General features: G+C 67.4%; 32 protein-coding genes. 16 read left to right on the top strand and 16 right to left on the bottom strand.

The window, feature by feature from the left end; all coding sequences use genetic code 11:
* Nucleotides 1-77: 77 nt before the first annotated feature.
* The 6 genes from ABZ863_RS13795 to ABZ863_RS13820 all read right to left on the bottom strand — a co-directional run bounded on the left by ABZ863_RS13795 (nt 78) and on the right by ABZ863_RS13820 (nt 6,300).
* Complete coding sequence (locus tag ABZ863_RS13795) at nt 78-869, bottom strand: acetoacetate decarboxylase family protein (RefSeq protein WP_358534990.1); 792 nt, start codon at nt 867-869, stop codon at nt 78-80.
* Complete coding sequence (locus tag ABZ863_RS13800; protein ID WP_358534992.1) at nt 869-1,894, bottom strand: NADP-dependent oxidoreductase; 1,026 nt, start codon at nt 1,892-1,894, stop codon at nt 869-871. Before ABZ863_RS13800 ends, ABZ863_RS13795 begins: the two co-directional genes overlap by 1 nt.
* Entirely contained in the window at nt 1,891-2,838 is a 948-nt protein-coding gene (locus tag ABZ863_RS13805; protein ID WP_358534994.1) for an SDR family NAD(P)-dependent oxidoreductase, read from the bottom strand. The genes ABZ863_RS13800 and ABZ863_RS13805 overlap by 4 nt, the downstream gene beginning before the upstream one ends.
* A gap of 229 nt (nt 2,839-3,067) precedes the next feature.
* On the bottom strand, nt 3,068-4,153 hold the full coding sequence (locus tag ABZ863_RS13810) for an LLM class flavin-dependent oxidoreductase (RefSeq protein WP_358534996.1): 1,086 nt from the start codon (nt 4,151-4,153) through the stop codon (nt 3,068-3,070).
* Nucleotides 4,150-5,784: an NAD(P)/FAD-dependent oxidoreductase gene (locus tag ABZ863_RS13815; protein WP_358534998.1), complete on the bottom strand. Its 1,635-nt coding sequence runs from the start codon at nt 5,782-5,784 to the stop codon at nt 4,150-4,152. Before ABZ863_RS13815 ends, ABZ863_RS13810 begins: the two co-directional genes overlap by 4 nt.
* A gap of 12 nt (nt 5,785-5,796) precedes the next feature.
* Complete coding sequence (locus ABZ863_RS13820) at nt 5,797-6,300, bottom strand: hypothetical protein (protein ID WP_358535070.1); 504 nt, start codon at nt 6,298-6,300, stop codon at nt 5,797-5,799.
* Between ABZ863_RS13820 and ABZ863_RS13825 the strand changes: the two genes are divergently transcribed.
* The gene (locus ABZ863_RS13825) at nt 6,292-6,522 is read left to right on the top strand and encodes a helix-turn-helix domain-containing protein (RefSeq protein WP_358535066.1); all 231 of its coding nucleotides are present in this window, start codon (nt 6,292-6,294) and stop codon (nt 6,520-6,522) included. The genes ABZ863_RS13820 and ABZ863_RS13825 overlap by 9 nt on opposite strands.
* On the top strand, nt 6,411-6,746 hold the full coding sequence (locus ABZ863_RS13830) for a hypothetical protein (protein ID WP_358535000.1): 336 nt from the start codon (nt 6,411-6,413) through the stop codon (nt 6,744-6,746). The genes ABZ863_RS13825 and ABZ863_RS13830 overlap by 112 nt, the downstream gene beginning before the upstream one ends.
* Nucleotides 6,747-6,769: 23 nt before the next feature.
* Here the strand turns inward: ABZ863_RS13830 and ABZ863_RS13835 are convergent, their stop codons facing one another.
* Nucleotides 6,770-7,153, bottom strand: a complete 384-nt coding sequence (locus ABZ863_RS13835; protein ID WP_358535002.1) for a nuclear transport factor 2 family protein — start codon at nt 7,151-7,153, stop codon at nt 6,770-6,772.
* Between the two features lie 188 nt (nt 7,154-7,341).
* Here ABZ863_RS13835 and ABZ863_RS13840 point away from each other — a divergent pair, with 188 nt between their 5' ends.
* The 5 genes from ABZ863_RS13840 (at nt 7,342) to ABZ863_RS13860 (ending at nt 10,392) form a co-directional block, all read left to right on the top strand.
* Nucleotides 7,342-7,803, top strand: coding sequence for a nuclear transport factor 2 family protein (locus tag ABZ863_RS13840; protein ID WP_358535004.1), 462 nt, complete (start codon nt 7,342-7,344; stop codon nt 7,801-7,803).
* Between the two features lie 167 nt (nt 7,804-7,970).
* Nucleotides 7,971-8,393 (top strand): LLM class flavin-dependent oxidoreductase, encoded by a 423-nt coding sequence (locus ABZ863_RS13845; protein WP_358535006.1) that lies wholly within the window; start codon nt 7,971-7,973, stop codon nt 8,391-8,393.
* Nucleotides 8,394-8,474: 81 nt separating this feature from the next.
* Entirely contained in the window at nt 8,475-9,023 is a 549-nt protein-coding gene (locus ABZ863_RS13850; RefSeq protein WP_358535008.1) for a hypothetical protein, read from the top strand.
* Between the two features lie 2 nt (nt 9,024-9,025).
* Nucleotides 9,026-9,514, top strand: a complete 489-nt coding sequence (locus ABZ863_RS13855) for a nuclear transport factor 2 family protein (protein ID WP_358535010.1) — start codon at nt 9,026-9,028, stop codon at nt 9,512-9,514.
* Complete coding sequence (locus ABZ863_RS13860) at nt 9,511-10,392, top strand: aminotransferase class III-fold pyridoxal phosphate-dependent enzyme (protein WP_358535012.1); 882 nt, start codon at nt 9,511-9,513, stop codon at nt 10,390-10,392. Before ABZ863_RS13855 ends, ABZ863_RS13860 begins: the two co-directional genes overlap by 4 nt.
* Here ABZ863_RS13860 and ABZ863_RS13865 read toward each other — a convergent pair.
* Both ABZ863_RS13865 and ABZ863_RS13870 read right to left on the bottom strand, forming a co-directional pair.
* Nucleotides 10,373-10,675 carry an SDR family NAD(P)-dependent oxidoreductase gene (locus ABZ863_RS13865; RefSeq protein ID WP_358535014.1) on the bottom strand — a complete coding sequence of 101 codons (303 nt, stop codon included), beginning with the start codon at nt 10,673-10,675 and terminating at the stop codon, nt 10,373-10,375. The genes ABZ863_RS13860 and ABZ863_RS13865 overlap by 20 nt on opposite strands.
* Nucleotides 10,676-10,801: 126 nt before the next feature.
* Nucleotides 10,802-11,626 (bottom strand): enoyl-CoA hydratase/isomerase family protein, encoded by an 825-nt coding sequence (locus ABZ863_RS13870; protein ID WP_358535016.1) that lies wholly within the window; start codon nt 11,624-11,626, stop codon nt 10,802-10,804.
* A gap of 133 nt (nt 11,627-11,759) precedes the next feature.
* Between ABZ863_RS13870 and ABZ863_RS13875 the strand changes: the two genes are divergently transcribed.
* From ABZ863_RS13875 to ABZ863_RS13890, 4 genes are read left to right on the top strand one after another with little or no spacing between them, the layout of a single operon-like run.
* A complete protein-coding gene (locus tag ABZ863_RS13875; protein WP_358535018.1) occupies nt 11,760-12,590 on the top strand; it encodes a mycofactocin-coupled SDR family oxidoreductase in 831 nt (276 codons plus the stop codon).
* Between the two features lie 45 nt (nt 12,591-12,635).
* The gene (locus ABZ863_RS13880; RefSeq protein ID WP_358535020.1) at nt 12,636-13,490 is read left to right on the top strand and encodes a mycofactocin-coupled SDR family oxidoreductase; all 855 of its coding nucleotides are present in this window, start codon (nt 12,636-12,638) and stop codon (nt 13,488-13,490) included.
* 58 nt (nt 13,491-13,548) lie between these two features.
* Nucleotides 13,549-13,803, top strand: a complete 255-nt coding sequence (locus ABZ863_RS13885; protein ID WP_358535022.1) for a hypothetical protein — start codon at nt 13,549-13,551, stop codon at nt 13,801-13,803.
* The gene (locus ABZ863_RS13890; protein WP_358535024.1) at nt 13,800-14,264 is read left to right on the top strand and encodes a hypothetical protein; all 465 of its coding nucleotides are present in this window, start codon (nt 13,800-13,802) and stop codon (nt 14,262-14,264) included. The genes ABZ863_RS13885 and ABZ863_RS13890 overlap by 4 nt, the downstream gene beginning before the upstream one ends.
* A 148-nt stretch (nt 14,265-14,412) precedes the next feature.
* Here the strand turns inward: ABZ863_RS13890 and ABZ863_RS13895 are convergent, their stop codons facing one another.
* Nucleotides 14,413-14,592, bottom strand: a complete 180-nt coding sequence (locus ABZ863_RS13895; RefSeq protein ID WP_358535026.1) for a hypothetical protein — start codon at nt 14,590-14,592, stop codon at nt 14,413-14,415.
* A gap of 442 nt (nt 14,593-15,034) precedes the next feature.
* On the bottom strand, nt 15,035-15,226 hold the full coding sequence (locus ABZ863_RS13900) for a hypothetical protein (RefSeq protein ID WP_358535028.1): 192 nt from the start codon (nt 15,224-15,226) through the stop codon (nt 15,035-15,037).
* A 419-nt stretch (nt 15,227-15,645) separates the two neighbouring features.
* On the opposite strand from ABZ863_RS13900, the gene ABZ863_RS13905 reads away from it, so the two are divergent.
* The 4 genes from ABZ863_RS13905 to ABZ863_RS13920 all read left to right on the top strand — a co-directional run bounded on the left by ABZ863_RS13905 (nt 15,646) and on the right by ABZ863_RS13920 (nt 20,824).
* Nucleotides 15,646-16,539: an alpha/beta fold hydrolase gene (locus ABZ863_RS13905; protein ID WP_358535029.1), complete on the top strand. Its 894-nt coding sequence runs from the start codon at nt 15,646-15,648 to the stop codon at nt 16,537-16,539.
* Entirely contained in the window at nt 16,530-17,354 is an 825-nt protein-coding gene (locus tag ABZ863_RS13910; RefSeq protein WP_358535030.1) for an SDR family oxidoreductase, read from the top strand. The genes ABZ863_RS13905 and ABZ863_RS13910 overlap by 10 nt, the downstream gene beginning before the upstream one ends.
* Nucleotides 17,351-19,897, top strand: a complete 2,547-nt coding sequence (locus ABZ863_RS13915) for a non-ribosomal peptide synthetase (protein WP_358535032.1) — start codon at nt 17,351-17,353, stop codon at nt 19,895-19,897. Before ABZ863_RS13910 ends, ABZ863_RS13915 begins: the two co-directional genes overlap by 4 nt.
* A 228-nt stretch (nt 19,898-20,125) precedes the next feature.
* A complete protein-coding gene (locus ABZ863_RS13920) occupies nt 20,126-20,824 on the top strand; it encodes an LmbU family transcriptional regulator (protein ID WP_358535034.1) in 699 nt (232 codons plus the stop codon).
* 139 nt (nt 20,825-20,963) lie between these two features.
* On the opposite strand, the gene ABZ863_RS13925 is transcribed toward ABZ863_RS13920, so the two are convergent.
* From ABZ863_RS13925 to ABZ863_RS13945, 5 genes are read right to left on the bottom strand one after another with little or no spacing between them, the layout of a single operon-like run.
* The gene (locus ABZ863_RS13925) at nt 20,964-21,725 is read right to left on the bottom strand and encodes an ABC transporter permease (RefSeq protein ID WP_358535036.1); all 762 of its coding nucleotides are present in this window, start codon (nt 21,723-21,725) and stop codon (nt 20,964-20,966) included.
* On the bottom strand, nt 21,725-22,534 hold the full coding sequence (locus tag ABZ863_RS13930; protein ID WP_358535037.1) for an ATP-binding cassette domain-containing protein: 810 nt from the start codon (nt 22,532-22,534) through the stop codon (nt 21,725-21,727). Before ABZ863_RS13930 ends, ABZ863_RS13925 begins: the two co-directional genes overlap by 1 nt.
* A gap of 52 nt (nt 22,535-22,586) precedes the next feature.
* The gene (locus ABZ863_RS13935; protein WP_358535039.1) at nt 22,587-23,000 is read right to left on the bottom strand and encodes a hypothetical protein; all 414 of its coding nucleotides are present in this window, start codon (nt 22,998-23,000) and stop codon (nt 22,587-22,589) included.
* 19 nt (nt 23,001-23,019) lie between these two features.
* Complete coding sequence (locus tag ABZ863_RS13940; RefSeq protein ID WP_358535041.1) at nt 23,020-23,280, bottom strand: hypothetical protein; 261 nt, start codon at nt 23,278-23,280, stop codon at nt 23,020-23,022.
* Nucleotides 23,277-23,675 carry a DUF2089 domain-containing protein gene (locus tag ABZ863_RS13945; protein ID WP_358535043.1) on the bottom strand — a complete coding sequence of 133 codons (399 nt, stop codon included), beginning with the start codon at nt 23,673-23,675 and terminating at the stop codon, nt 23,277-23,279. Before ABZ863_RS13945 ends, ABZ863_RS13940 begins: the two co-directional genes overlap by 4 nt.
* 104 nt (nt 23,676-23,779) lie before the next feature.
* On the opposite strand from ABZ863_RS13945, the gene ABZ863_RS13950 reads away from it, so the two are divergent.
* A complete protein-coding gene (locus ABZ863_RS13950; protein WP_358535044.1) occupies nt 23,780-24,448 on the top strand; it encodes a hypothetical protein in 669 nt (222 codons plus the stop codon).
* The last annotated feature ends 80 nt before the right edge of the window (nt 24,449-24,528 follow it).

Below are 24,528 nucleotides of genomic sequence, written 5' to 3' on the forward strand. Positions count from 1 at the left end.
GCCGCGAGAACCAGGTTCAGCTCACGTTCGCGGCCGACCACCGTGCGCGAGGTCTTCCCGCACCGACGACAATGCCTTCATCTCGCCCCTTCCCCCAAAGGACGCCGGGAGTCCAGCGCCCGCCAGTCGTCCGCGCGCCCGTGGTGGTAGGGCAGGAAGTCCTCCGCCGCGACCTCGTCGGCGACCGTACAGGCGGCGCGGATATCGTGCCGCTGGTACTCCGCGTCGAGCACCTCCAGCACCGGGATCTCACCGAGCGGATCGTGTACGGTCGAGGAGAACCTGACCGATCCGGGACCCCGCCTGCGCTCGTGGATGGTCGTGCTGAATACCGTGCGCGTGAGGACCGCGGGACCCTCCAGGCCAATGCCGTTTGCCGCGGTCCGCGACCGGTAGTTGAACGCCAGCCGGTCGATGCTGGCCGGATCCTCTTCGATGTCCACAGTGCACATCAGCTCGACGAGCCGGACACCGTGGCGGTCGATCCACGCATGCGCCCGCTCGCCGTCGCGGGCAAGTCCGCTCTCGGCGAGCTTTTTGGGTTCCCCGAAGACATCCCGGCCGAACATCACCGAGGCCTCGGTGTTCATCCACATCGCGACGGCGAACCCGCCGGCGTCGCCCTGGTGGGCGGCCGACAATGACACGCTGCCGCCCGCATAGTCGCCGACACACGAACCTTGCCACCGGCCGATGGCCGCGACACACAGCGGATCATCGAGCGGCTCGAGCGGGGGCGGGAGCAGCCGCCGGTAGGTCTCTTCGCTGGTCCGGAACCGGACCAGCAGCTGCTCCCCGTGCACGAACTCCGGCGCGGCCAGGGCGGCCTCGATCTCCCGGATCTCCTTCTGCGTTCGGACGAATCCCATCAGAGCTCCACAATAGACTTTCCGATATTCCCCCCGTTGAGCATTTCGCGGAACGCCGCAGGGGCTGACGAAAGGCCGCGAGTGATCGTCTCGGGGTAGCTGATCGCGCCGGAGGACAGCCATTCCCGCATCAGCGTGCGGAACTCCGCCAACCGGTGCGGGTACATGCGCGCGAGGAACCCGCGCAGAGTAAGGCCTTTCGCGACCGCATTGAACAGGTTCGGTGGACCGGGCGTGTCGCCGGGGAGCTCGTACGTGGAGATCGCGCCGCACAGCGCGACCCTGCCGTGTTCCCGCAGCAGGTCGAGCGCCGCGGTGAGCTGGTCGCCACCCACATTGTCGAAGTACACATCGATCCCGTTCGGCGCGGCGGCCCGCAGCAGGTCAGCGGCGGGCCCGTCGCGGTAGCAGAACGCGGCGTCGGCGCCGAGGGTCTCGCGAACGTGGCGTACCTTCGCAGGCGTCCCCGCGCTGCCGATCACGGTGTGCCCGCACAGTTTCGCGATCTGCACGGCCAGCCCACCGACCGCCCCCGCGGCCCCGGAGACGAACACAACATCACCGTCGCGTAGCTCCGCGACGTCGTTGAGCCCGACCCAGGCGGTGAGCCCCACCCAGCCCAAAGGTCCGAGAAACCAGCGCGCGGGAACACCCCCGGTGACCTCGATCCGCTCGGGTCGCAGGGTGGTCAGGACGCCGGCCCCGTCGTCGATCAGCGCGTACTCCCGCCAGCCCAGCGCGTGCATCACCCAGTCGCCCTCGACGAGCCGGTCCGAGCGCGAAGCGATGACCTGACCAACGGCCCACCCCTCGAGCGGCTGCCCGACGGCCAGTGCCGGTAGATAGCCACCCGCCTCGGCGCGCATCCGGATCCGGAGCGCCGGATCCAGCGACATCGCCTCGTTGCGCACCAGAATCTGATCTGGTCCCGGAGCGGGCAGCTCGACCTCCACCAGCCCGATGTCACCTTCACGCACCGGACCGGCCGGACGGCGCCGGAGCACGGCCTGAATTCCGGCCGTCATCCGACCGGCCTCCGCGCGGCGGCCGGAACTTCGGCCCTCGGCGTGCGCTGCGCCCGCTGGCCCGGCGTCACGAGACCGACCGGCACGTAGTCTGTCTCGTCCCACACGTCGGGCAGCTGCTCGACGAACTCCTCCGGCGTCGGCTCCGCGCTGAGGGCCGCCCCTTCGGTCTGGCCGAGGAAGAACCGGCTCACCTGCGCACCGGCGGCGGCGATAACCTCGCCGGTGAACCTGCACGAGGAGTGCGCCAGCGCGACCAGCACCGGCGCCACCTGCTCCGGGCGGAAGTCGCGGGCCAGCACCTCGCGGCGTTCCGGGCTGACGTCGGGCGCCCTGGCATACAGCGGAGTCCAGGCGGTGGGCGAGATCGCGTTGACCATGATGCCGAGCGACTTGCCCTCCACCGCCAGCGCCCGCGTCATCCCGAGAATCGCGCCCTTGCACGAGGCATAGGCGGCGCCGTGCGCGTCCCCGAAGAAGGCGCCGCGCGACACCGTGTTGACGATGCGGCCGTAGCCCTGCCCGGCGAGATGCGGCCAAGCCGCTTGGTTGATCCGCCATGTGCCGCGGAAATGGATGTCGAGCATCTGCTCGAACTCGTCGTCCGGATACTCAGCGAACCGGTGGAACTGCACGATTCCCGCGTTGTTGACGACAATGTCGATGCGCCCGAACGCTTTGAGCGCCGTCTCGATCACCGCCTCCGCACCACCCTTGGTGCCGATGTCCGAGGTGTCCGCGACAGCCGATCCGCCGGCCGCGGTGATCGACCCGGCGACCTCGGCCGCGACGGGCGGCTGGTCTTCGGTCCCGGGACGGATGCGGTTGTTGACCACCACGCTGGCGCCACGCTCGGCGAGCGCCCTGGCGTAGGCCTGGCCGAGACCACGGCCCGCGCCGGTCACCACGGCGACCTGTCGATCAAGACGCAGCTGTGCCGTCACCCCAACCTCCTCGTCCCGCATCGTTCCGGGTCACCCCCGGCGACCTACGATGCTACCAATCGAGTGGTTGGTTCTCAATCCACAGCGCAGCGATAATCGCCGATTGAGATCATCGAAAGGTCGACCAATCAAGTGGTTTGGTAATGGCGACTTGGTTGGCTAGCGCCTGGGCGAGGCACGGACCCGCTTCACTGCCGCGCCAAGCCCGGCGCCGACTTCGCTCCCGCATTCAGGTCCTATTTGGATGTTCTGCCCGCGGCGCGCCGGGACTGGCTGAAGGGGAGCCCGCAGCGGGATGGCCGGTGAGCTTCACGTGCGGGATGACCTTGTCGTTGAGGTAGGCCAGCCGCTCGGTGACCTGATCGACCGGTTCGCCGGGCATCATGGTCACGAGGTTGATGTCGATGGCGCCCTTGTCCACATCGGCGTTGAACACCTTGACCGCGGCTGGACCGTCGGCGAGCATCACGAGCCCGTCAGCCAGCGCCTTCTTCGGGTCGTCGTAAGGTTCGGTCAGCGCCGGGGTCCGCGCCGCGTAGGCGTCCCGGAGGATGTACTGGTTCAGCAGGTGCATCCAGTGGTGGCCGGCCTGGGCGAACGCGCGTTCGGGGTCCTCGTCGATGATCGCCCAGTAGGTCACGTTGAGCTGCTGCCCGGCCTTGTCCTTGCCCAGCCGGTCACATTCCTCGAAATATGTCCGGTGCGTGCCGGGATCAAATTCCAGGAACCCGTCGGCGAGGCGCGCCGCACGCCGGACGGCGGCTGGGGCGAAGCCGCCCATCCAGATCTCCGGACCGCCGTCGCGCACCGGCCCCGGTGTCACGCTGATCTCGCCGAAGTCGTAACGCTTGCCGTGGAACTCGAACGGTTCCCCGGAGAATGCCTTGCGCAGGATAGCGATGCCCTCCTCGGTGCGGCTGACCCGTTCGGCGAGGCGCTGCCCGAGACCGTTGAACTCCTGGTGGTAGTACCCCATGCCGACACCGAGCCGGAACCGGCCACCCGAGAGGGCGTCAACCACCAGCGCGTCCTCGGCGAGCCGGACGGGATTGTGCAGGGGCAGCTGGATCAGGTTGGTGCCGATCCGCACGCGCCGTGTACGGGCAGCGATGGCCCCGCACATCACCATCGTCGCTGGGATATAGCCGTCATCGTAGAAATGGTGCTCGGTGACGTAGACACCGTCGATGGCGGTCTCCTGGTCGATCCATTCGATCTGCTCGAAGATCGCGTCGTATCGCTGTTTCCAGGGTTGCCGCCATTCATCGGGATTGCCGAAGGTGTTGATCACGCCGAAGGTCACTGGACGACTCATGACTGGCTCAGCTCGTTCTTCGTGGCGAACTTCCGGAACGAGGGATATCCCGCCGCCGCCTCCGCCGCGCAACGGTCGGCATGCGCGGCGTGCCCGCCGAAGTAGACGTTGAACGCGCGCGCCTTGCCTTCGATGTTCGCTCCCGCGAACCAGGAGTTGGCCTCGAGGCCGTACCGGGTCATCAGGCTCATCGCGACCTCGTGGAGGTGCTTCGTCCAGTCCACTTCGGATTCTTCGGTCGGGTAAGCGAACTCGATCCCGTTCTCCCGTAGGTAGGCGATGAACCCGGCAATCCAGTTCCCCTGCTCCTGCGCACCGGGCGGCAGGTTGGCGAACGGGCTCTGCGGGCCGGCCACCATGAACATGTTCGGGAAGCCCGACACACCCAGGCCGAGATACGTCCGCGGCCCCTCCCGCCAGTATTCGTTGAGATCCCTTCCGCCGATCCCGCGAATGTCCATCCGGGTGAAGGCGCCGGTGATGGCGTCGAACCCGGTCGCCAGCACGATCAGGTCGACTTCGAACTCGTCCTCGGTGGTCCGGATTCCCTTTTCGGTAAAGGCTTCGATCGGAGTCTCTTTGATGTCGACCAGCCGGACATGCGGCTCGTTGAAGGCCTGGTAGTACCCGTCCGCAGCCGGGGGCCGTTTCGCGCCGTACGGATGTGTGGGCGTCAGCTTGTCCACCACTTCGGGGTCGTCGACGATCGAGGCGATCTTCTTCGCCATCCACGCGCAGGCGATGTCGTTGGCGGCCTTGTCCGTGGACAGGTCGCTGAAGGTCTTGTACAGCAGGGCGAAGCCGCCCTCTTGCCAAGCCGCTTCGAACATCGCGTCACGGACCTCGGCCGGAGTCTCGACGCACTTCCGGTTGACCAGCTCCCACGGCCAACCCGCCGGGTGGTTCCGGACCAGCCGGGAGATCTCCTCGTGGTGGGCACGGATGTGCTCGTGCTCGGCCTCGGTCACCGGACGGTTTCCGGTCGGCACCACCCAGTTCGGCGTCCGCTGGAACACGGTCAGCTCACCCACCGTATTAGCGATCGTGGAGACCAGCTGCACCCCGCTGGACCCGGTGCCGATGACGGCCACCCGCTTGCCGGCGAACTCCACCGGATACTCCGGCCAGCGAGAGGTGTGGTGGACCTCGCCAGAGAAGCGGCCGAGACCCGGCACGTCCGGCAGGATCGGCGCCGACACCAGTCCGAGTCCGGTGACGAAGTACTTCGCCGTCAGCGACTCACCCTGATCGGTGCGGAACCGCCACCGCCCGCTCGCCTGGTCGAACACGGCTGACGTCACCGAGGCGCCGAACGTGTAGTGCCGGCGCAGGTCGTACTTGTCGGCGACGAAGTTGAGGTACGCGAGCACCTCTGCCTGGCCGGGGTGGAGCTCCGTGTATGACCACTCGTCGACCAGCTTGCGGTCGAAGGTGAAGCAGTAGGTGTCGTGCAGCGAGTCCGTTCGCGCTCCGGGATACCGGTTCCACGTCCAGACCCCGCCGACCCCGTCAGCGGCGTCGAACGCGCGTACGGACAGACCGGTGTCGCGAAGGCGCTTGGTCGCGTAGAGCCCGCAGAACCCGGCTCCGACAACAACCGCGTCCACTTCGGGGGCGGGGGAAGTGTCCATGTCGTCCTCACGTCATTGTTGAGTCAACCGACTGGTAGGTACGCTAGAAATACGACCCCGTTCGGCGATCCACGAGTCGTTGTCTTCGGCCGCGCCGCCGAAGAACATTTCGTTGTTCATCCTGGTCACCGCCATCGGGGCAACGGCGTTCGAACAGCGGTGGTCGCGCCGACTGTCGTCTGGCCGGCGCACCGCGACTCGACGCCGAACGGCGAGATCTTCTCTTCGTCCTCCGGAAAGGTCGCGCGCGTGACGACTGTGCTGTCCTCTGGCTACTTCGACCCGCACCACTGCGCTGAGGACCTCGCGGCACGTGAACAGGAGATCCGCGCGCTGGCGGGCTGCACCGAGCCCGTGACCTGTGCGGCCGAGATCGCCGCGGTGTCCTCCCTGTTCACCGCCGAAAGGACGGAGACACAGTCCCATGACGGGCTCCAACAGTGCCAAGCCCGCAAGGTCGTCGTCCGGCGTAACCGCGAGGTGGAGGTGCTCGAAGCCGCGATCGTGGTGTTCCATGTCAAGGGCTACTCCGCCGCCTCCGTGCTGGATGTCGCCGACACCGTGGGCGTGCTCAAAGGCAGTCTGTACCACTACAAGACGTCAGCTTCCGGCGCCTGCCCCCCAAGATGCGCCTCGAAGCCTTCCTCTCCGAGATCATGCACTGGTACCTCAGCAATGTCGAGCGGTGCAGCATTTACTTCAACGAATGGCGCTACCTCACCGGCGAAAACGCGGTGACCGTGCGCAAGCAGCGTCGGATCTTCTCCGACTACATCCGTGACATCCTGATCGAGGATCCCGAGTTGCTTCGGCCCGGGATCAACGACCGGCTCGCCACCTTTTACATCTTGGGGGCGATCAACAACATCCCGGTCTGGTACCGGGCAAGCGGTCCCTACTCCGCCGCACGGGTGGCGTCGGAGTTCGCCACGATGTCCACCTACCTGGCCTTCGACGGCTGAGCCGCTCGTCCATGTCGGCGTGCTCAGCCGAAGTCGTGGTACTCGCGCAGCAGGCCGTCCTGGAAGGTGAGGAAGGTAGCGAGTTCGGCGGACAGCGGAACGCCGGCGGTGGCGCCCATGTTGGGGGCGTCCACGGTTGGAGTGCAGGTCCACGTGTGCTGCAGGATGGCGGTGTCGCCGCTGATCCGCAATGAGACCCGCTTCGAGAACGCCTTGCCTGGGAATGCCGTCGCGGCCGTCCGGAACATCTCCATGGCAGTGGTCTTGGTGGAGTAGTCGACCTCGCGGTTGTGGTGCTGGAAATGGACATCGTCGTGCAGCAGAGCCTCGAGGGCGTCCAGGTCGTTGCTGTTGTACGCGGCCACGTACTGCTCGGCCAGGTCAGCGATGGTTTCCTGATCTGTCATGGGAGGGCGCCTCCGGCTTGGTGTTGAATATGGCGGTCAAAGCATGTCAAACCAATCGGATGGTAGTCAACGCTCTGTCCACAAGTATTTATGCTCTGACCAGTACAGATCTGTTCCGTGGAGGCAGGGCTTGACAGCCATCGTAAACCAGTCGATTGTTTGATCTGCCCGCCGTCGAGGAGGCCACCATGTGCACCGACCATGAAGACATCCGCAACCTCTGCTTCCGCTACACCTATGCCGTCGACGACGGCGACTTCGCCGCGATCGGCGCCTTACTCGCAGGCGGCGAACTGGTGCCGGCGATGCCAGGCGTGGCGGCGGAACCCATCGTCGGCGCAGAGGCGATCAGCGCCTTCTACGCCAACCAGGTGGTGACATACGAGAATGGTGACCCACGCACGCGCCACCTGATCACCAACCAGCTCATCGAGATCGACGAGGACCGGACCTCGGCGACATCGCGCTGCTATTTCACCGTGCTGCAACGGGCTCCCGGTGAGGAATACCAGATCGTCGTCGGCGGCCGGTACGACGACGAGTTCGTCCGGGCCGGCGGAGCCTGGCGGTTCGCGCGCAAGACGATCCGGGTCGACCACCTCAACCGTGTCGGATTGCACTTCCGGATAGCCGAGTCCAATCAGGCCTGACGCGGGCGGCTCGGAGGTAATCTCCCATACAGTCGCTAGACAGAGTGCGGGTGCACGAATTTCTATGCTCCCATGGAACTGTCTTGACGTGCGCCGCATTACACCATAATCTAATGACCAATCGGTAGGCAAGAAAATGAGGAGTGTCAGCGCACACCTCGATGTTCATGACGCCATTCATGTCTCCGCGGCGCAGCGCCAAGCAGCTCTTCAGTTGGGCCGTCGACCAAGCCGTCATGGCCGACCAGGCAGGACTCACGGAGTACTGGATCGGGGAGCACGCCACCCAGGCCTGGGAGTCGATTCCCAATCCCGAGCTCGTCATCGCGGGTGCCGCGCTCCAGACCGAGCGCCTCGTACTCGCTCCCGGCGCGCACCTTCTGCCGTACCACCAACCGGGCTCGCTCGCGATCCAGATCGCGTGGCTCACCCAGATCCTCGAAGGGCGCTACATTCTCGGCGTCGGTGCCGGCGCCTTTCCGGCCGACGCGCTGATCCGCGGTCTCAAAGATCTCTCCCAGAACCACAAGATGGTCCCCGAGTCCATTGAGATCATGGAGCGCATCTGGGCCGGGAAGCCTTTCTACTAGGAGGGAGAGTTCTGGAATGCCGGCCTGGCCGAGGAGGACCCCGCACATCCGTTCCGTGATCTGGTGCCGTACGGCGGATCCGTGCGCGTGGGCATCACGGGACTGAGCAAGAACTCACCATCGATCCGGATGGCGGGCCTGCGTGGCTGCTACCTCCCGGTCTCGGTCTACTCGGGGGTCGGTGCGCTCGATAACCATTGGCAGAACTACCAGCAGGCGTGCCAAGAGACGGGCCGGGAGGCCAAGCGCTCCGACCACCGCGTGGTACGCGACGTCCTTGTCGCCGACACCGACGCCGACGCCGACGCCCGCAAGCTCGCGATCGAGGGTGGGATGGGCAAGGCGTGGCGTGAGTACATGCTGCCGATCTACAAACACCACAACCTGCTCGACTCGATGATCAGCGACCCGGACATGTCCTCCGACGACGTGGACATCGACTGGCTCTGTGACAACGTGTGGATCATTGGCAGCCCCGACACTGTGCTCGAGAAGCTTCGAGCCTGGCGCGCCGAAAACGGCGAATTCGGGACGCTGATGATCTACAACCACGACTACAGCGACGATCCGGCGCCGTGGAACGAGTCGGTGCACCGGCTCGCCCAGGACATCGCCCCTAGGCTGCGCTGACCGTGGTCGAGACCGTCCTCACCGTCGAGGAGCGCATGGCCCGCCTGGAGGCGCGTGCCGCGATCTCCGAGCTGACCGCGCGTTACTGCCGCAGTCTGGACCAGCGCGATCGCGAGGCGTTCGGAGAGCTCTGGGCCGAGGATGCCGTGCAGGAGCTGCGCGACCGCGGCATCCGGTTCGAGGGGCGCGGTCAGATTCTCGAGGGCTTCGACAACACCGTGCGGTCGCTGGCCCATACCCACCATCTGACCGGGAATCTGGCGGTCGAGCTGCTCTCGGACACGACCGCACGCGGGGTCTGCGACGTCCTGGTCGCCACGCTGTCGGCCGAGGGCGAAGGGTGGCTCACCGCCGCCACGTACGAGGACCGGCTGCGGCGTGACGGTGACCGCTGGGTGTTCGTGGCGCGGGTCGTCCACGATCGCGTCGGTGGCCCGCTCGCCCAACTCGGCCCCACATCGTCCGCTGCGCCCCAGGGAGGTTCCTCGTGACCGAGACCAGCGCTACGGAGTTCTCGTTCCTCCGGCCCCTGTGGCACCACTCGACTCTGCGCGCGGACCACGGCGTGGAACCGGTCGTGCTCGACCGTGGCGAGAACATCTACCTCTGGGACGCCCAGGGGCGCCGCTACGTCGACGGCCACGCGTCCTTCGGCTCGTGCATCGTCGGTCACGGCCGTACAGAGATCGCGCAGGCAGCCTACGACCAGATGGTGCGGGGCGCGCACCTGCCGAGCGTGTTCGGGTGTACCAACGAGCCGGCGGCGCGGCTCTCTCACAAGCTGCTGGAGTTGACCGGGCACGAAGGCGGCAGCGTCCGCTACGCGACCAGCGGGTCGGAGGCGGTCGAGGCCGCCCTGCGCATTGCCTTCAATTACCACGTCAACCGAGGCGAGGCCGAGCGCCGGGTGATCTTATCGACCTATGGCTCGTACCACGGCACCACGATCGCCACGATGGCCGCGCCGGGCAACGTCGAGAACGCGCACTACATCAGTGACCTTGACGTGATGTTCCGGCGGCTGCCGCCAACGCCGCACGCCGACGAGCGAGCCTCCGATTCCTGGGTGGCCACGCTCGAAGCGACGATCGAGGAGGTCGGGCCACATCGCATCGCCGCGTTGCTGGCCGAGCCGATCCCGGCCAGCGTCGAGGGCGGTATCCGGGTGGCCCACCTCGACCACTGGAAGAAGGTCCAGACCGTGCTGCGCAAACACGGCATCCTGCACATCACCGACGAGGTGCTCTGCGGTTGGGGTCGCAAGGGCACCTTGTTCGGTCAGCAACATTTCGGCGTGCGGGGCGACTTGATCACCCTGAGCAAGGGGCTGTCCTCGGGGTACTTCCCGATCAGCGCAAGGTGCCGGTGAGGTTGATCTCGAGGACCTTGTTCCAGGACTCCATTGTCTGGTCCGCGAGTGGACTCACGACGTTGATACCAGCGTTGTTAACCAGCGCGTCGAGCTGACCAAAGCGCCGAATAGTGGCCGCGACGACGTTGGCCCATTGTTCCTCATCTCTGACGTCCAGATGTTGATAGATGGCCGCATTTCCGATAGCCGCGGCCGTTTGGGCTCCGGCGTCGTCGAGGATGTCGGCGAGAACGACTCGCGCGCCACCCGCGGCGAGATGAGCGGCATGCGATGCGCCCATGCCTCAAGCAGCTCCCGTGATCAATGCAACCTTCCCGTTGAGTTCCGGCATCAGCCTCTCCTAGTGGATCGGACGGTTGCGGCTCCTGGCTGTCCAGCGACAGCGTGGCGCTGACGACGCTTCTTGTCAACCGTTCGATTGGTTGGTCACCGGTGTGGCCTCGAGCCAGTCGCGGCGTTCCTCGGGTGGGACGTCCAAATAGGACCCTAGTGCTGGGGCGGAGTCGGCGCCGAGCTTGGCGCGGAAGGCGCAGTCGGCGTCGTGGTCGAGGGCGGCGGCCAGCGACAGGTCCGCGCCACGATGCACCAACCGCTTGGCCATGGCGATGGCGGTGCGAGGCATGGCGGCCATCCTCTTGGCATGGGTCATCGCGGCCCCGACGGCGTCGTCAGCCAGTTCTTCGACGAGGCCGAGTCGAGCGGCTTCTTTGGGCCGCACCGGCCTGGCGCCAAGCCCGAGCATCAGCGCCGTACCCGTGCCGACGAGCCGGGCCAGCCGGGTGAGACCACCGGCGCCGGGCACGATGCCCAGCCGCACCTCGATGAGCCCGTAGCGGTAATCGCCGCGCTCGCCGATGCGGATGTCGGAGGCAAGGGCGAGTTCGAAGCCCCATCCCATCGCATCGCCGTTGAGTGCGGCGATAACGGGGAAAGGCAAGTCGTGCAAGCGAAGTGTGAGCGCCTGGGCGACGCCACTGCGTTCCGGCGCGGTGACCGGGTCCATCGTCCGCTGGGTCGCGAGGATCTCGTCGGCGTCGAAATGCGTGATGAATCGCCCCGGCACGCCCCCGGCCAGGACGACCGCGCCCACGTCCTCGGTTTCCCATCGGTCCAGCAGAGTCGACAGCTCGGCAAGGCCCGCGTCGGTGAAGTAGCTCATCGGCGGGCGTGCCCACCGAGCGAGGACGACCCGCCCGTGCCGTTCTTCCGTCCAGGTTCCGGGGTCCTGCACCTCCGTCTCCTTCCCATTTGGCCAACCGACCGATAGTGCCACGTTTACCCTCTAAACACCGACCTGTGGTTGATTCACCAATCAGCTGTTTGGTAGCTTGCTCTCGATCGGTCCACCTCGACGAGGAGGTTTTATGGGACGGGTGAGTGGCAAGGTCGCGTTGGTCACGGGTGCTGCCCGCGGGCAGGGGCGTGCGCATGCGATCCGGCTCGCCGAAGAGGGGGCCGACATCATCGCTGTCGATCTGTGCGGTCAGATCGACAGTGTGCCCTACGCGATGGGTAACGCGGCGGACCTGACGCAGACGGCCAAGGAGGTCGAGGCGTTCGACCGACGTATCCACACCGAGGCGGCCGACGTGCGCGACCTCGCGCAACTGGAGGCCGTGGTACGGCGCGGTGAGGCGGAGGTCGGGCCGATCGACGTGGTGGTTGCCAACGCGGGCATCTTCAGCACCGAGCCGAGTGAGGCGATGTCGCCGCGGGTGTGGCAGGACATGATCGACGTCAACCTGACCGGCGTGTGGAACACCGTGCGCGCGATCGTCCCCCGGATGAAGGAGCGCGGGCAGGGCGGCTCGATCGTCATGACCAGTTCCACCGCTGGTATCAAAGGCTTTCCCACCCTGGCGCACTACACGGCCGCGAAGCACGGCGTGGTCGGCCTGATGAAGGCGTGGGCCGTCGAGTTCGGGCCGGACCGGATTCGGGTCAACACCGTGCATCCGACCTCGGTGGACACGCCGATGATCGCGAACGAAACGATGTACCGGCTGTTCCGGCCCGACCTGGACAACCCGGGCAAGGACGATTTCGGCGAGGTGTTCAAGGCACTCCACACGTTGCCGGAGCGCTGGGTGCAGCCACGCGACATCTCGAACATGGTGCTGTTCCTGGCATCCGAGGAGTCGCGGTACGTCACCGGGATGCAGATGCGGGTCGATCTCGGCTACTGCGAGAAGTGACGTTCGCGATCACGCAGCAAGTTTGAGGATCGAGGAGGAACGACGATGGGAAGAGTTGAAGGCAAGGTCGCGCTGGTCACCGGCGCCGCGCGGGGAATGGGTGCTTCCCACGCGGTGACGCTTGCCCGCGAAGGAGCGGATCTGGTCATCTTCGACTGTCCAGGCGAGCTGCCCACCGTCCCTTATGGACTCGGCACGCGAGAGGAACTGGACCAAGTCGCAGCCGAGGTCGAAAAGCTTGGTCGGCGGGCCGTCGTGGTCGAGGGTGATGTCCGGTCGCAGGCTGACCTCGATCGTGCGGTCGAGACGGCGATCTCCGAGTTCGGCCGGCTTGACCAGCTCGTCGCGAACGCCGGGATTTGGACCCTCGCACCGAGCTGGGAGATGAGTGACGACCAGTGGCAGGAGACGATTGACGTCAATTTGACCGGCACCTGGCACAGCGTGAAGGCGGTGTTCCCACACATGAGGGAACGCGAAACCGGCTCGATAGTGCTGATCTCGTCGATTAATGGAATCGAAGGCCTCCCCGGCGCGATCAACTACTGCGCTGCCAAGTTCGGTGTGCTCGGCGTGATGAAAACAACCGCGATGGAAGGCGGGCCGTTCAACATTCGCTGCAACGCCATCCTGCCCGGCTTCATCAGCACCCCGATTCACAAATGGCAAGGCGCCTATGACTTTCTTGCGGGAAAGCCGGGTGGCACCGATGCTGACCGCCTCGCCGCCGCTCCCTATTACGGGGTCCTCAAAGGTCGCGGCCCACTCGACCCTGTCAATGTCAGCAATGCGGTGCTCTATCTGCTCTCAGACGAAGCGAAGGACGTGACTGGGATCGAGCTCCCCATCGATGCCGGCCACACCGCGCTGCCGCACTTCAACCCCGCACCTGTTCAGTAAACGTTGGGCGGAACGATGCTGGACGAGTAGGTCACGGTGGCGCCACAGCTGCGTCTGGATGGGCCAGGTCGCCGTGGTGACCGGCGCGCGTCGTGGTCTCGGCCAGGCCTACGCCATGGCGCTCGCCGAGCGCGGCGTCGCGGTCGACAACCGCATCCGTCCTGGCACCGAAGACCAGCCGCCCGTCGCCGCCGAGGTCGCGGAGTCGATCACCGCGGCTGGCGGTTCGGCGGTCGCGGACACCCTCGGACATCGGCACCAAGGCCGGGACGGAGGCCGTGATCGTCACGGCGCTGGAAGCATACAGCCGTGATCGAGATCGTCGTCAACAACGCGGGAATCGTGCAGTTCCACAAGTTCGCCGAGTATCCGGACGACGAGTTCGAGCAGATGCTCTCTCTCCGTGGCACTGGCGGATCAAAAGGCAGCCCTGGCCGCACCTCGCCGCGCAGGGCTACGGCCGCATCGTCAACGCGATCTCGCCCACTGCCTGGACGCCGTTCCACGCCAGGGTGCCCCACGTCAGCCCGGAACGCCGCGAGGTCCTCGAACGCGATTTCCGGCCGGAGCAGGCGCCGCCGGTACTGGTCGTTGGCGCACTCCTCGTGCACGCTCACCGGCGAGATCATCGCCGCCGCCGGCGCGCAGGTGAGCCGGTTCATCCTCGGCCAGACCGAAGGGGCGACGTGCAGCGCCGAGCTGACCCCGGAGGATTCTCGAACGGCTTACCGGACGTGTGGGACGAGACGGGCTATGTCCGGGTCGGTCTGGTAACGCCGGCCAGCGGACGCATGGCGAGAGCCGAGGTGCCGCCCGCGGCGCGGAGACCCGTCGCATGACGGCAGGGATACAGGCCATGCTGCGGCGCCGTCCATCACAGCGTCAACGACGCCGACAACCGCATCGACCAATGGCGATCCCGTTAGATCACCACCGACCGGCCCACCACCGTCGCCCGCAAACGCTTCCCCACACCGCAGCCCGACGCGACCAGCACGCCGCGGTTACGCACCCGGCCCGTGGCCTCCATGATTGCGGTGTCGAACGACAACAACGGAACCGGCGCCGCCGACATCCCCCACACCGGGACCCCGTCCGGCACACGACTCGACTCCCCCTCTCGGAGAGACCGTCCCCGCATCAGCACGCACGTACCCGGGGAGCACCGTCGACAAGACGGCAGAACTCACTGTCACCCACTCCTGATCACCAGGGGGAGGGCGCACCGAGGCCGAGCCTACCGGCCAGCCTCACGCTCACACGGGAAACTACACACCGTAGCTATTCGATCTCGCCCTTCGACTGGACGTGGCATCATCACCATTGACTGATTCAACCAGACTCAGCAACAAACCCCTCGGGCCATAACGACTGACAGCGACGCGTGTGGTCAAGCCTCGATCGACACTCTTCGTTGGCGCGGGTGAATCGGCGGTAGAGGGGGCTGATGACCAGTGCGTGGTGGGCCACCAGCTCACGCCGTCGGCTACCGCGAGGAAGGCTACGGGAGGCCAGAACGAGGGCAGCACATCGAACGCCGGCCGCTATGGTAAGTCCACATAGGAAGGACGCAGGGGCAGGCCGACGATCATGGCGCCGAGTGCGCGGATCGCGGCCAGGCCTTCGCCCTTGCTCGTCGCGGCCGCGAAGATGCCCAGGGGGACGAACAGCACGGACAGTCCGATCGGCACCAGCACCGGGATCGGCCGGGCGGAGAAGTGAGGCTGGTGGTACACCTCCGCCCTGTCGTCCGGGTCTGCATCGACCCAGCACCTGGCAGTTCATCGTGCTTCCGACGCGTACAGTGGCAGGGTCCTGGCGTTATTTCATACGCCAAGTTGCAGGCCCGACGCGATTGTCCTCAGTGGACTTTTCGGTTTTGCGCCGTCTCAGCACAGTGGACGGACCGGGCCGACGCCGCACGGGAGCGCCCCGCACGGCGCGGCCAGCCACCACGAAACGCCGGACGGCGTCGACACCTGCCTCGCGGACTCGACGCGGTTTCCGCTGGAGTACGGCTGCTACACGATCATGCCGTCCTTCCGTGCCGAGCAGCCCGGTGCGTGCGGTACGGCGCAGCCTCGCTAGGAAGGACGCGCGGCTGGACAAGGTGGGCGAGTTCCGGTGTGGCTGCACGATCTAGACCCTGTTGTCCGTGCCGTTCTACGATGCGTTCGGCGCAGACGAGCGGACCGCGCTCGCCGCGGACCCGTTCTCCGGCCTCGGCGAGATCGTCGGGTCGGGAGGACGCCACGACCTCCCCGCTGATCCCGCGTGGATGAGCCGAAGGGGTGGCCGGAGTCGGTCACCCGGGCATGACCGGAGGCGGTACCGCATGAGCGATCCCGTGGTGTGCCTGCCCTACGCCGGGGCGGGCGCCGGGTTCTTCCGCACCTGGCAGGAGGTGGCACCCACCGGGGTCGACCTGCTGCCCGTGCAGTTGCCAGGGCGTGAGGAGCGCACCGACGAGCCGCCGCATCGCGATGTGCGGTCCGCGGTGGAGGCGATGCTGCGCGGCACGGCGCTGCGGAACGCCGCGGCCGGACGCCGTCCGGTCGCGGTCTTCGGCCACAGCCTCGGCGCGGTGCTGGCGTTCGAGCTGGCGCGCGCCGTCGAGGAACGCACGGAGATCACCATGTCGCACGTGTTCGTCAGCGGGTCGCCCGCACCGGCACGCGGCAGGGCGGCCCGCTCGGCCGACCTCGACACCGGCGAGTTCCTCGCCAGGGTCGAGGAGCTCGCCGGCTACCGGCACCCGGCGTTCGACGTTGCCGAGTTCCGCGAGCTGCTGCTGCCCACACTGCGGGCCGACGTGGCGATGCACGAGTCGTACAAACCGGTGTCGCCCCATCCGATCGACGCACCCATCACCTGCCTGCGTGGCGTCGAGGACACGCTGGTGTCCCGGGAGGACGCGATGGCGTGGGCGGAAGCGACGAGCGGCTCGTTCACCTACGCCGAGCTGCCGGGTGGCCACATGTACCTCACCGAGGACCCGGAGGCCGTCATGGGCGTCATCGCGAGCACGCTGGACTCGTCGTGCGGCTGAACGGCAGAACGGCCCTCGTCACCGGTGCCGGGCGCGGGCTGGGCCGCGAGTGCGCCGTGCGGTTCGCGGAAGAAGGTGCGGATCTCGTCCTCGTCGACATCGGCGGGGACGTCCCCGGCGTGCCCTACCCGCTGGCCACGACAGCCCAGCTCACCCGAACCGAGGCGCTGTGCCGCCAGGCGGGTGCCGCGACGCTGGGCGTGCTGGCCGACGTGCGGGACCGCGCCGACGTCGACGCGGCCGTCCGCCGGGCGCTCGACCGGTTCGGCCGCATCGACGTGCTGGTCAACAACGCCGGCATCGCCGCGCCCGCGGGCAAACCCGTGCACGGCATGAGCGAGGACGAGTGGGCACTGATGCTGGACGTCGACCTGTCCGGGGCGTGGCGGGTGATCCGGGCGGTCGCGCCCGGCATGCTCGCGCGCCGCACCGGCAGCATCATCAACGTCGCCTCCACCGCCGGTCTGGTGGGCTACCGGCACTTCGCCGCCTACGTCGCGGCCAAGCACGGTCTCGTCGGACTCACGAAGGCCGCCGCGCTGGACCTCGCACCAGCCCGCGTCCGGGTCAACGCCCTGTGTCCCGGCTCGGTACGGGACACGCCGGCGGTCGACGGCCGGATGCTGGGCGAGATCGCCCGCAGCCTCGACGTCGACGTCGACGAACACGAGCAGGCGTTCGTCGTCGCCCAGCCCACCAACGCGCTGGTCGAGCCCGCCGAGGTGGCCGGTGCGGCGCTGTGGCTGGCCAGCGACGACTCCAGCCACGTCACCGGCACCACGGTCACGGTCGACGGCGGGTTCACCGCCCGATGACACCGGCACCCGACGGAACGACGCGCACCACACACGGCGAGCTGCACCACGGCCTCGTCCTGCGCCTGACCGACCCGGCGCGGATCGCCGCCGCACGGGCCGCCGTCCAGTGGCACCAGCACATCGACGCCCACCACGACGCGGAGACCGCCCGGCTGCTGCCGTACCGCGAGGCCCGCCGCCCCGTCGACCCCGGCGGTCCGCCGGTGCGCACCGTGCTGACCACCTACGCCGATGCCACCGCGGACCTCGTCGTGGTGGCGGCCAGGAAGGCGCTCGACCACGCCGGGCTGCGTGCCGAGGCGCACCGGTGCGCGGGTGGCGGCACCGGCACGGCCCCGCCCGCTCCCGTGGTGCCCGTCGCGGCCGCGGCCATCGCCCTGTCGCGGTACACGCACACGCGCTCGGTGCGAGTCGGCACGCCGGGCGCGGCACTGGCCGTCGACGTCGACGACGGCCAGCCGGTGGCGGACTTTCTCGACGCGGTCGCCGGTGCGCTGGCCGGCGCGGTCGGCACCGATCCCCCGCCCTGCGTGGTGCTGGCGGGGCAGCCCGACGCCGAGGACTACGTCCCGTTCCCGGCCGGCGCCACGGCAGGCGGCCACGCGCACGACGAGCACGGGCTCACGCCGGACCTGGCTGAGGACTTCGCCCGGCACGCCGCCCGTGTGGCCGCGGCGCTGGCCGCGCCAGGGGGACGTGTGGTGGGCGACCTCGACCTGCTCGACCACGCGGAGGCCGCGCGGGTGGTCGCGCTCGGCCGGGGACCGGTTCCCGGGCCGGCCGGCGCGGAGACCATCCACGAAGCGTTCCGGCGCGTCGTGGCACGCGACCCGGACGCCGTCGCGGTGTGCGACGCGACCCGGCGCCTGACTTACCGCGAACTCGACGCGCGGTCCACCGCGTGGGCCAGGGTCCTCGTCGACCGCGGCGCGACGGGCGGGTACGTGGGCGTGTGCCTCAAACGCACCGTCGACCTCGTGGTCGCCCTGCTCGCCGTCCTCAAGGCGGGCGCGGCCTACGTCCCGATGGACGTCCAGTCACCCGACGAGCGCCTGCGCCACGCGGCGGCGGATTCCGGCGCGGCGCTGGTGGTGACCGGCATCTCCGGTTTCCCGGCGGAGCACCCCCTCCGGCCGAAGGACCTCGACGTCGCATCGGACGCCGAACTGCCCGCCCGGTCACCGGACTCACCCGCCTACGTCGTGTACACCTCGGGCACCACCGGCAAGCCCAAGGGCGTGGTGGTCCCGCACCGCAACGTCCTGGCCCTGGTCACCGCCACCGAGGACGACCTCGGCCTCGGGCCCGCCGACAGCTGGACCTTCGTCCACTCGGCCGCCTTCGACTTCTCGGTCTGGGAGGTCTGGGGCTGCCTGCTCACCGGTGGCCGGCTGGTCGTCGTGCCCGCACTGACGGCCCGGTCGCCGGAGGAGTTCGCCGACTTGCTCGTCCGCGAACAGGTGAGCGTGCTCAGCCAGACCCCGTCGGCGTTCGCCGCGCTCTCGGGGTTCGCGGGGCCCGCACCCCGGCTGGTGGTCTTCGGTGGCGAGGCGCTCGACCCGCACGCGGTCGTCGGCTGGCTGCGGGACCGGCCGGCCACCCGCTTGGTCAACATGTACGGCATCACCGAGACGACCGTGCACGTCACCAGCCACGACGTCGACGCGCGCCACCCGAGAACGCACTGCGTCGGCCGGCCGCTGCCGGGCTGGACGGTGTCGGTGCGCGACAGCAGGGGGCGGCCGCTCCCCGTCGGCGCGGTCGGGGAGATCTACGTCGGCGGCGCGGGCCTCGCCCACGGCTACCTCCACCGCCCCGAGCTGACCTCGGCACGCTTCGTCGACGTCGGCGGCGAGCGGCTCTACCGCAGTGGCGACCTCGGCCGGCTGAACCGGGACGGCACGCTCGATCACCTCGGCAGGCTCGACGACCAGGTGAAGATCCGCGGTCACCGCGTCGAGCTCGGCGAAATCCGCTCCGTGCTGCTCGAGGACCAGGACGTGACCGACGCGGCCGTGATCGTGCTCGACCGCGAGCGCGGCGCCGAGTACGCGCGCATCGTGGCCTACGTCGTGCTGCGCGCCGGTGCGGAACCCCGGGCGGTCCGGCACCGGATCGCCGCCGTGCTGCCGGACTACATGCTTCCGGCCGATCTCGTGCCACTTCCCGTTCTCCCGTTGACCGGCAACGGGAAGCTCGACCGCGGGGCACTACCCAGCGCTGCCGCCCCCGCCGGATCGGCCGCCCGCCCCGACTCCCCCGTCGGCGCGATGGTCGCACTGTGGCGGTCCGTCCTGCGCGGCGATCTGCACGAGCACTCGCACTTCTTCGACGAACTGGGCGGCAACTCGCTGCTCGCGGTGCGCCTGCTGACGGCGCTGCGCAAGGCGGGTCACGGCTCGCTCGCGCTGCGCGACCTCTACCGCCACCCCACCCCCGCCGCACTCGCCGACAGCGTCCGGGAATCAGGGTTCGCCGGTCCGCGCGGCACGCGCCGAGTAGACCAACAACCGCTTCCGTATGGACTAGTTGCGCATTAACCGAAGATCACCGCGCAATCCGCGAAAGCGGGAGACTGAGCGACGATCTTGAATAGCCATCCGGCAGGTGGCGGATAGACCGACAGCGACAGGCGTGGCCGGATAGTCAATAGGTCCGGCCGCAAGCGTACCTGCGGCTACCGCCGGTGTCGGGGTTATGGCAGGCTGAGGCGCGCTTAGCTCACGCCCCAACGATAAACCGAGTAAATCTACGTGCGAGGAGTTGGGATGACTGGGGGTCTGCCAGATCGGCAAACGGGTAAGCTACCTTCCTTGAGACGGAACAAAAGCGCAGCCTACGACATTTCGTCCTTTGTCACCAGGCAAGGACTGCTCCTCCCGAAGAGGATATCATTCGATAACTGGATGGGGCTCGGCAGCTACCTGTCCGGCATTTATTCCTCGTCGGCGTGGTGCCTTGGCGACTGGCTCCTGTACGGAGAGGCCAGTTTCAACGGCCGCTACAAAGACGCGATCACGCTCACGTCACTGGATTACCAGACTCTGCGGAATCACGCGTGGGTGGCGCGGAGCTTTCCCCTGTCTCGCCGCCGGGACACGCTCAGCTTCACCCATCATGCCGAGGTGGCAGGCCTCACGGAACCCGAACAGGACTTCTGGCTGCGCAAGGCCGAGGAGAACGCATGGTCGGCCAAACGCCTGCGTCGCGAGGTGAAGACGAGCATGCTGGAACGAACCAATGACAACGAACTGGAACGAGGTAGAAGTCAATCCAGCGAAGGTACCGCTGCGCTTTCACCCGAGGAAACCGTGCTGCTCAGAGTCTCGATCGCGGCGGAAAGTCTCGAGTCCTGCCACGAGGCGGCGAGCAAACTCGGCCTCGAGGTGGAGGCATGGGCCGAGCAGATCCTGGTGACAGCAGCGCTCAGGACTCTGACCCCATCCCCGAGTAGCAAGGTGAGCTGATCTTCACGGTGCAGGTGAATCCTGGGTCGAAGGAACGGCATGGGCACAGGAAACGCAGGCCTGTACCCATGCCGTCACGAGGGGTGATCAGTTCTCCGGTGATTGTTCGTCGGAAGTGATGGGGTGAGGGGCGCGCCGTTCAGGCGATTTTGCGGTGGTAGACGACCCTGGCGAAGGCGTAGGCGACGATGAGGATGCCCACGCACCAGGCGAGGGCGACCCAGATGTCGTTGCCGACCGGGTTCTGGGCGAACAGGTCGCGAATCGTGTTGACGATGGAGGTCATCGGCTGGTTCTCGGCGAAGGCGCGCACCGGGCCGGGCATTGTTTCGGTGGGCACGAATGCCGAACTGACGAACGGCAGGAAGATGAGCGGGAAGGAGAATGCGCCCGCGCCGTCCGGGGAATTCGCGGAAAGGCCGGGAATGACGGCGATCCACGTCAGGGTCAGGGTGAACAGGAGCAGCACGCCGGCGACCGCGAGCCAGTCCAGAAAGCTCGCCCCCGAGCGGAAGCCCATGAGGAGGGCGACACCCACGACGAGCACGAGCGAGATCAGATTGGCGATCAGCGAGGTCAGCACGTGGGCCCACAGCACGGACGATCGCACGATCGGCAGAGACTGGAGTCGCTCGAAAATGCCGCTCGACATCTCCCCGTAGATCCGGTACGCGGTGTACGAGATGCCCGAAGCGATGGTGATGAGCAGAATACCGGGCAACATGAAGTTCACATACGACTCCGACCCCGTTTCGATCGCGCCACCGAACACGTAGACGAACATCAGCATGATCGCGATCGGCATGACCGCGGTCGTGATGATGGTGTCCGGGCTGCGCATGATGTGGCGCAGGGATCGACGCAGCAGGACGGTCGTGTCGCCGAGAAGACTCTTGGCCATCAGCTTTCCTTTCTCGTCGAGCTGACGCTGCGCTCATCGACGGCACTGTCATCGCTGTCGCGGCCGACGATGGCGAGGAAGATGTCATCGAGGGTCGGCTTCTTCTCGACGTATTCGACCTGGGTGGGCGGGAGCACTTGCCCGAGCTCGGCGAGGGTGCCGTTCACGATGATCCGGCCCCCGTGCAGGATCGCGATCCGGTCGGCCAGCTTTTCGGCCTCCTCCAGGTACTGCGTCGTGAGCAGCACCGTCGTGCCGCGCTCGGCGAGCTCCTTGACCGACTGCCACACCTCGTTGCGCGCCTGGGGATCGAGCCCGGCCGTCGGCTCGTCGAGGAAGATGACCGGCGGCTCCCCGACCAGGCTCATCGCGATGTCGAGACGGCGGCGCATGCCACCGGAATACGTCGAAACCCTCCGCCCTGCCGCGTCGATCAGCGAAAAACGGCCAAGCAGATCATCCGCGATCTTTCCCGGGGCCTTGAGATGCCGCAATTCGGCGACCAGCACGATGTTCTCGCGCCCGGTCAGGATCTCGTCGACGGCCGCGAACTGCCCGGTCAGGCTGATGGACTCCCGTACCTCCCCAGCCTGCTTGACGACATCGAAGCCGTTGATGGTGACGGTACCCGCGTCGGCCTTGAGCAGCGTGGACATGATCTTGATGGTCGTGGTCTTGCCCGCCCCGTTCGGGCCGAGAAGGGCGAAGATGCTGCCCCGCGCCACGTCGAAGTCCACGCCGCGCAGCACCTGCAACCGCTTGTACGATTTCTCCAGGCCCTGCACGCGGATCGCATGCTGTGCTGTCATTCGGACGGCCCTTTCTGCTGTGTAGTTGTGGAGATAGCGGAGTCTTCGCTGGTCACTCGCAGAACACTTGCACCCTGCTGTCGGCGTCGTCGACGTCGATGTCGACCTCGCCGAGTTGCTCGATGAACTCCCCGATGTTCTGCGGCTTGAGCTCGGTCAGGTCGATCGGTGTTCCCGACCGTTCCAAGGCCTTGTTGATCTTGACGAGTGCCTCCGGCGGGATGAGGCTCGCGAGGCGGACCCCGGCACGCAACAGCTGGAGCGGGATCCGGATGTTGACCCGGCTCGGCCCGCTGTCCCCGGAGGTGTCCACCGCCACCACGCGCAGGTACTTGGGCCGGGTGGTGCCCTTCGGCGTCGACACCGGCCGTTCCCGGTCAAGGGCATCGATCAGCCGCTCGGCCTCGTCGGCGGCGAGCTTGCCATCGGCCAGCATCTGCAGGACCTGGCGGCGCTGCTCGTTCATCATTGCCCTCCTTCGCGACTCATCTGATGCTGACCAGCACAGCCGTGCGGCCATCCTCGATCTCGAACCGGGTGCCGGGCAGCGCCCACACGAACTGCCCGAGACCACGCAGCGCGCCAACCGGGTTCACCCCGGTGACGAGGCAGGCGACCAGTCCGGCCAGCACGCCGAGCAGCAGCAGTGGCGACAGCACCAGGACGACCGGTACGACGGGGATGTACAGCCGCAGCCAGCGGCCATCGGAACGGCGTTGGCGGTAGGTCACCAGCTGCGGGATCATCGGGACCTCTCCAGCTCGTCCAGCGCCTCCCGGGCACTGATCTCCCCCCGCCGCAGCCGGTCGACGACGTCCGCGCCGGTCGGCGCCGGATCCGTGTCGACGAAGTCGAGCTGCTCGGCGATCCGGTTCAGCCGGGCCTTGACCGTCGGGTAGCTCACCCCGAAGACCCGCTCCATCTCCTTGATCGAACCGTGCGAACGCACGAAGGCGGTGACGAACACCTGGTCGTCGACGCTGAGCTTGGCCAGTTGCGGCGGCTCGAACGGAGCCTCTATCGCCACCCCACTGCTGACGATGCGGACCCGCTCGACCACGAACGGCTGACCGCGCGTCAGGTCCGTCAGCTCCTGCCAGTCCACCTCGACCCCTCCACTCCCAACGCGGTACGACGCCATGCTTCCTTGATTTTCTTAAGCTGTCAACGCCGAATTCTTGAGTTCTCATACCTATTATGCAATATTATGAACCCTCCGCCGTTCCCGTCAGGACAAGGAGCACGATGCAGACATTCGATACCCCAGCCCCGATCTCCGCCCTCGTCGAAATCGTCGCGGGGCGGATCGAGTTCGTCGCCACCGACCGGGCCGACACCGCGGTCGAGGTCCTGCCCGCGGACGGCGCGAAGAGCGACGATGTGAAAGTGGCCGAGCAGATCAAGGTCGACTACGGCGATGGCGCCCTGCGGATTCGCTGGCAGTCGACCGGACTGCTCGGCGGCGGTTCCGGTTCCGGCTCCGTCAAGGTGAGGGTCCACTTGCCCACCGGTTCCCGGGTCGACGCGCAGGCGGCCAGTACCGAGTTCCGAACCGTCGGACGGCTCGGCGACGTCAAGTTCGAGGGCGTGCAAGCCCCGGTCACCATCGACGAGGCCGCGAGCGTCCACATCACCGTGGTGGACGGCGACATCGAGGTCGGCAGGCTGGGCGGGCCCGCGGAGATCAGCACGCTGCAGGGCAACATCCGGATCGGCGAGGCCGTGCGCGGCAAGGTGGTGCTGCACGCCCTGTCCGGCGACATCTCCGTCAGCGCCGCTGCCGGGGTCATGGCCACCCTCGACGCCGGCGGCGGGGGCCGCATCAAGAACTCCCTCAGGAACGACGGCACCGCCGCCGAACTCGACATCCACGCCACCACCACCGAAGGCACCATCACCGCCAGCAGCCGCTGACCCGATCCCGCGGGTGGGGCCGACGACACGGTGGAAGGTCGCCTGTCGCGTGGCGGCCGGAGAACGCGCGGCTCCTTTCT

Source organism: Saccharomonospora sp. NPDC046836 (assembly GCF_040645195.1).
GTDB lineage: Bacteria > Actinomycetota > Actinomycetes > Mycobacteriales > Pseudonocardiaceae > Prauserella_A.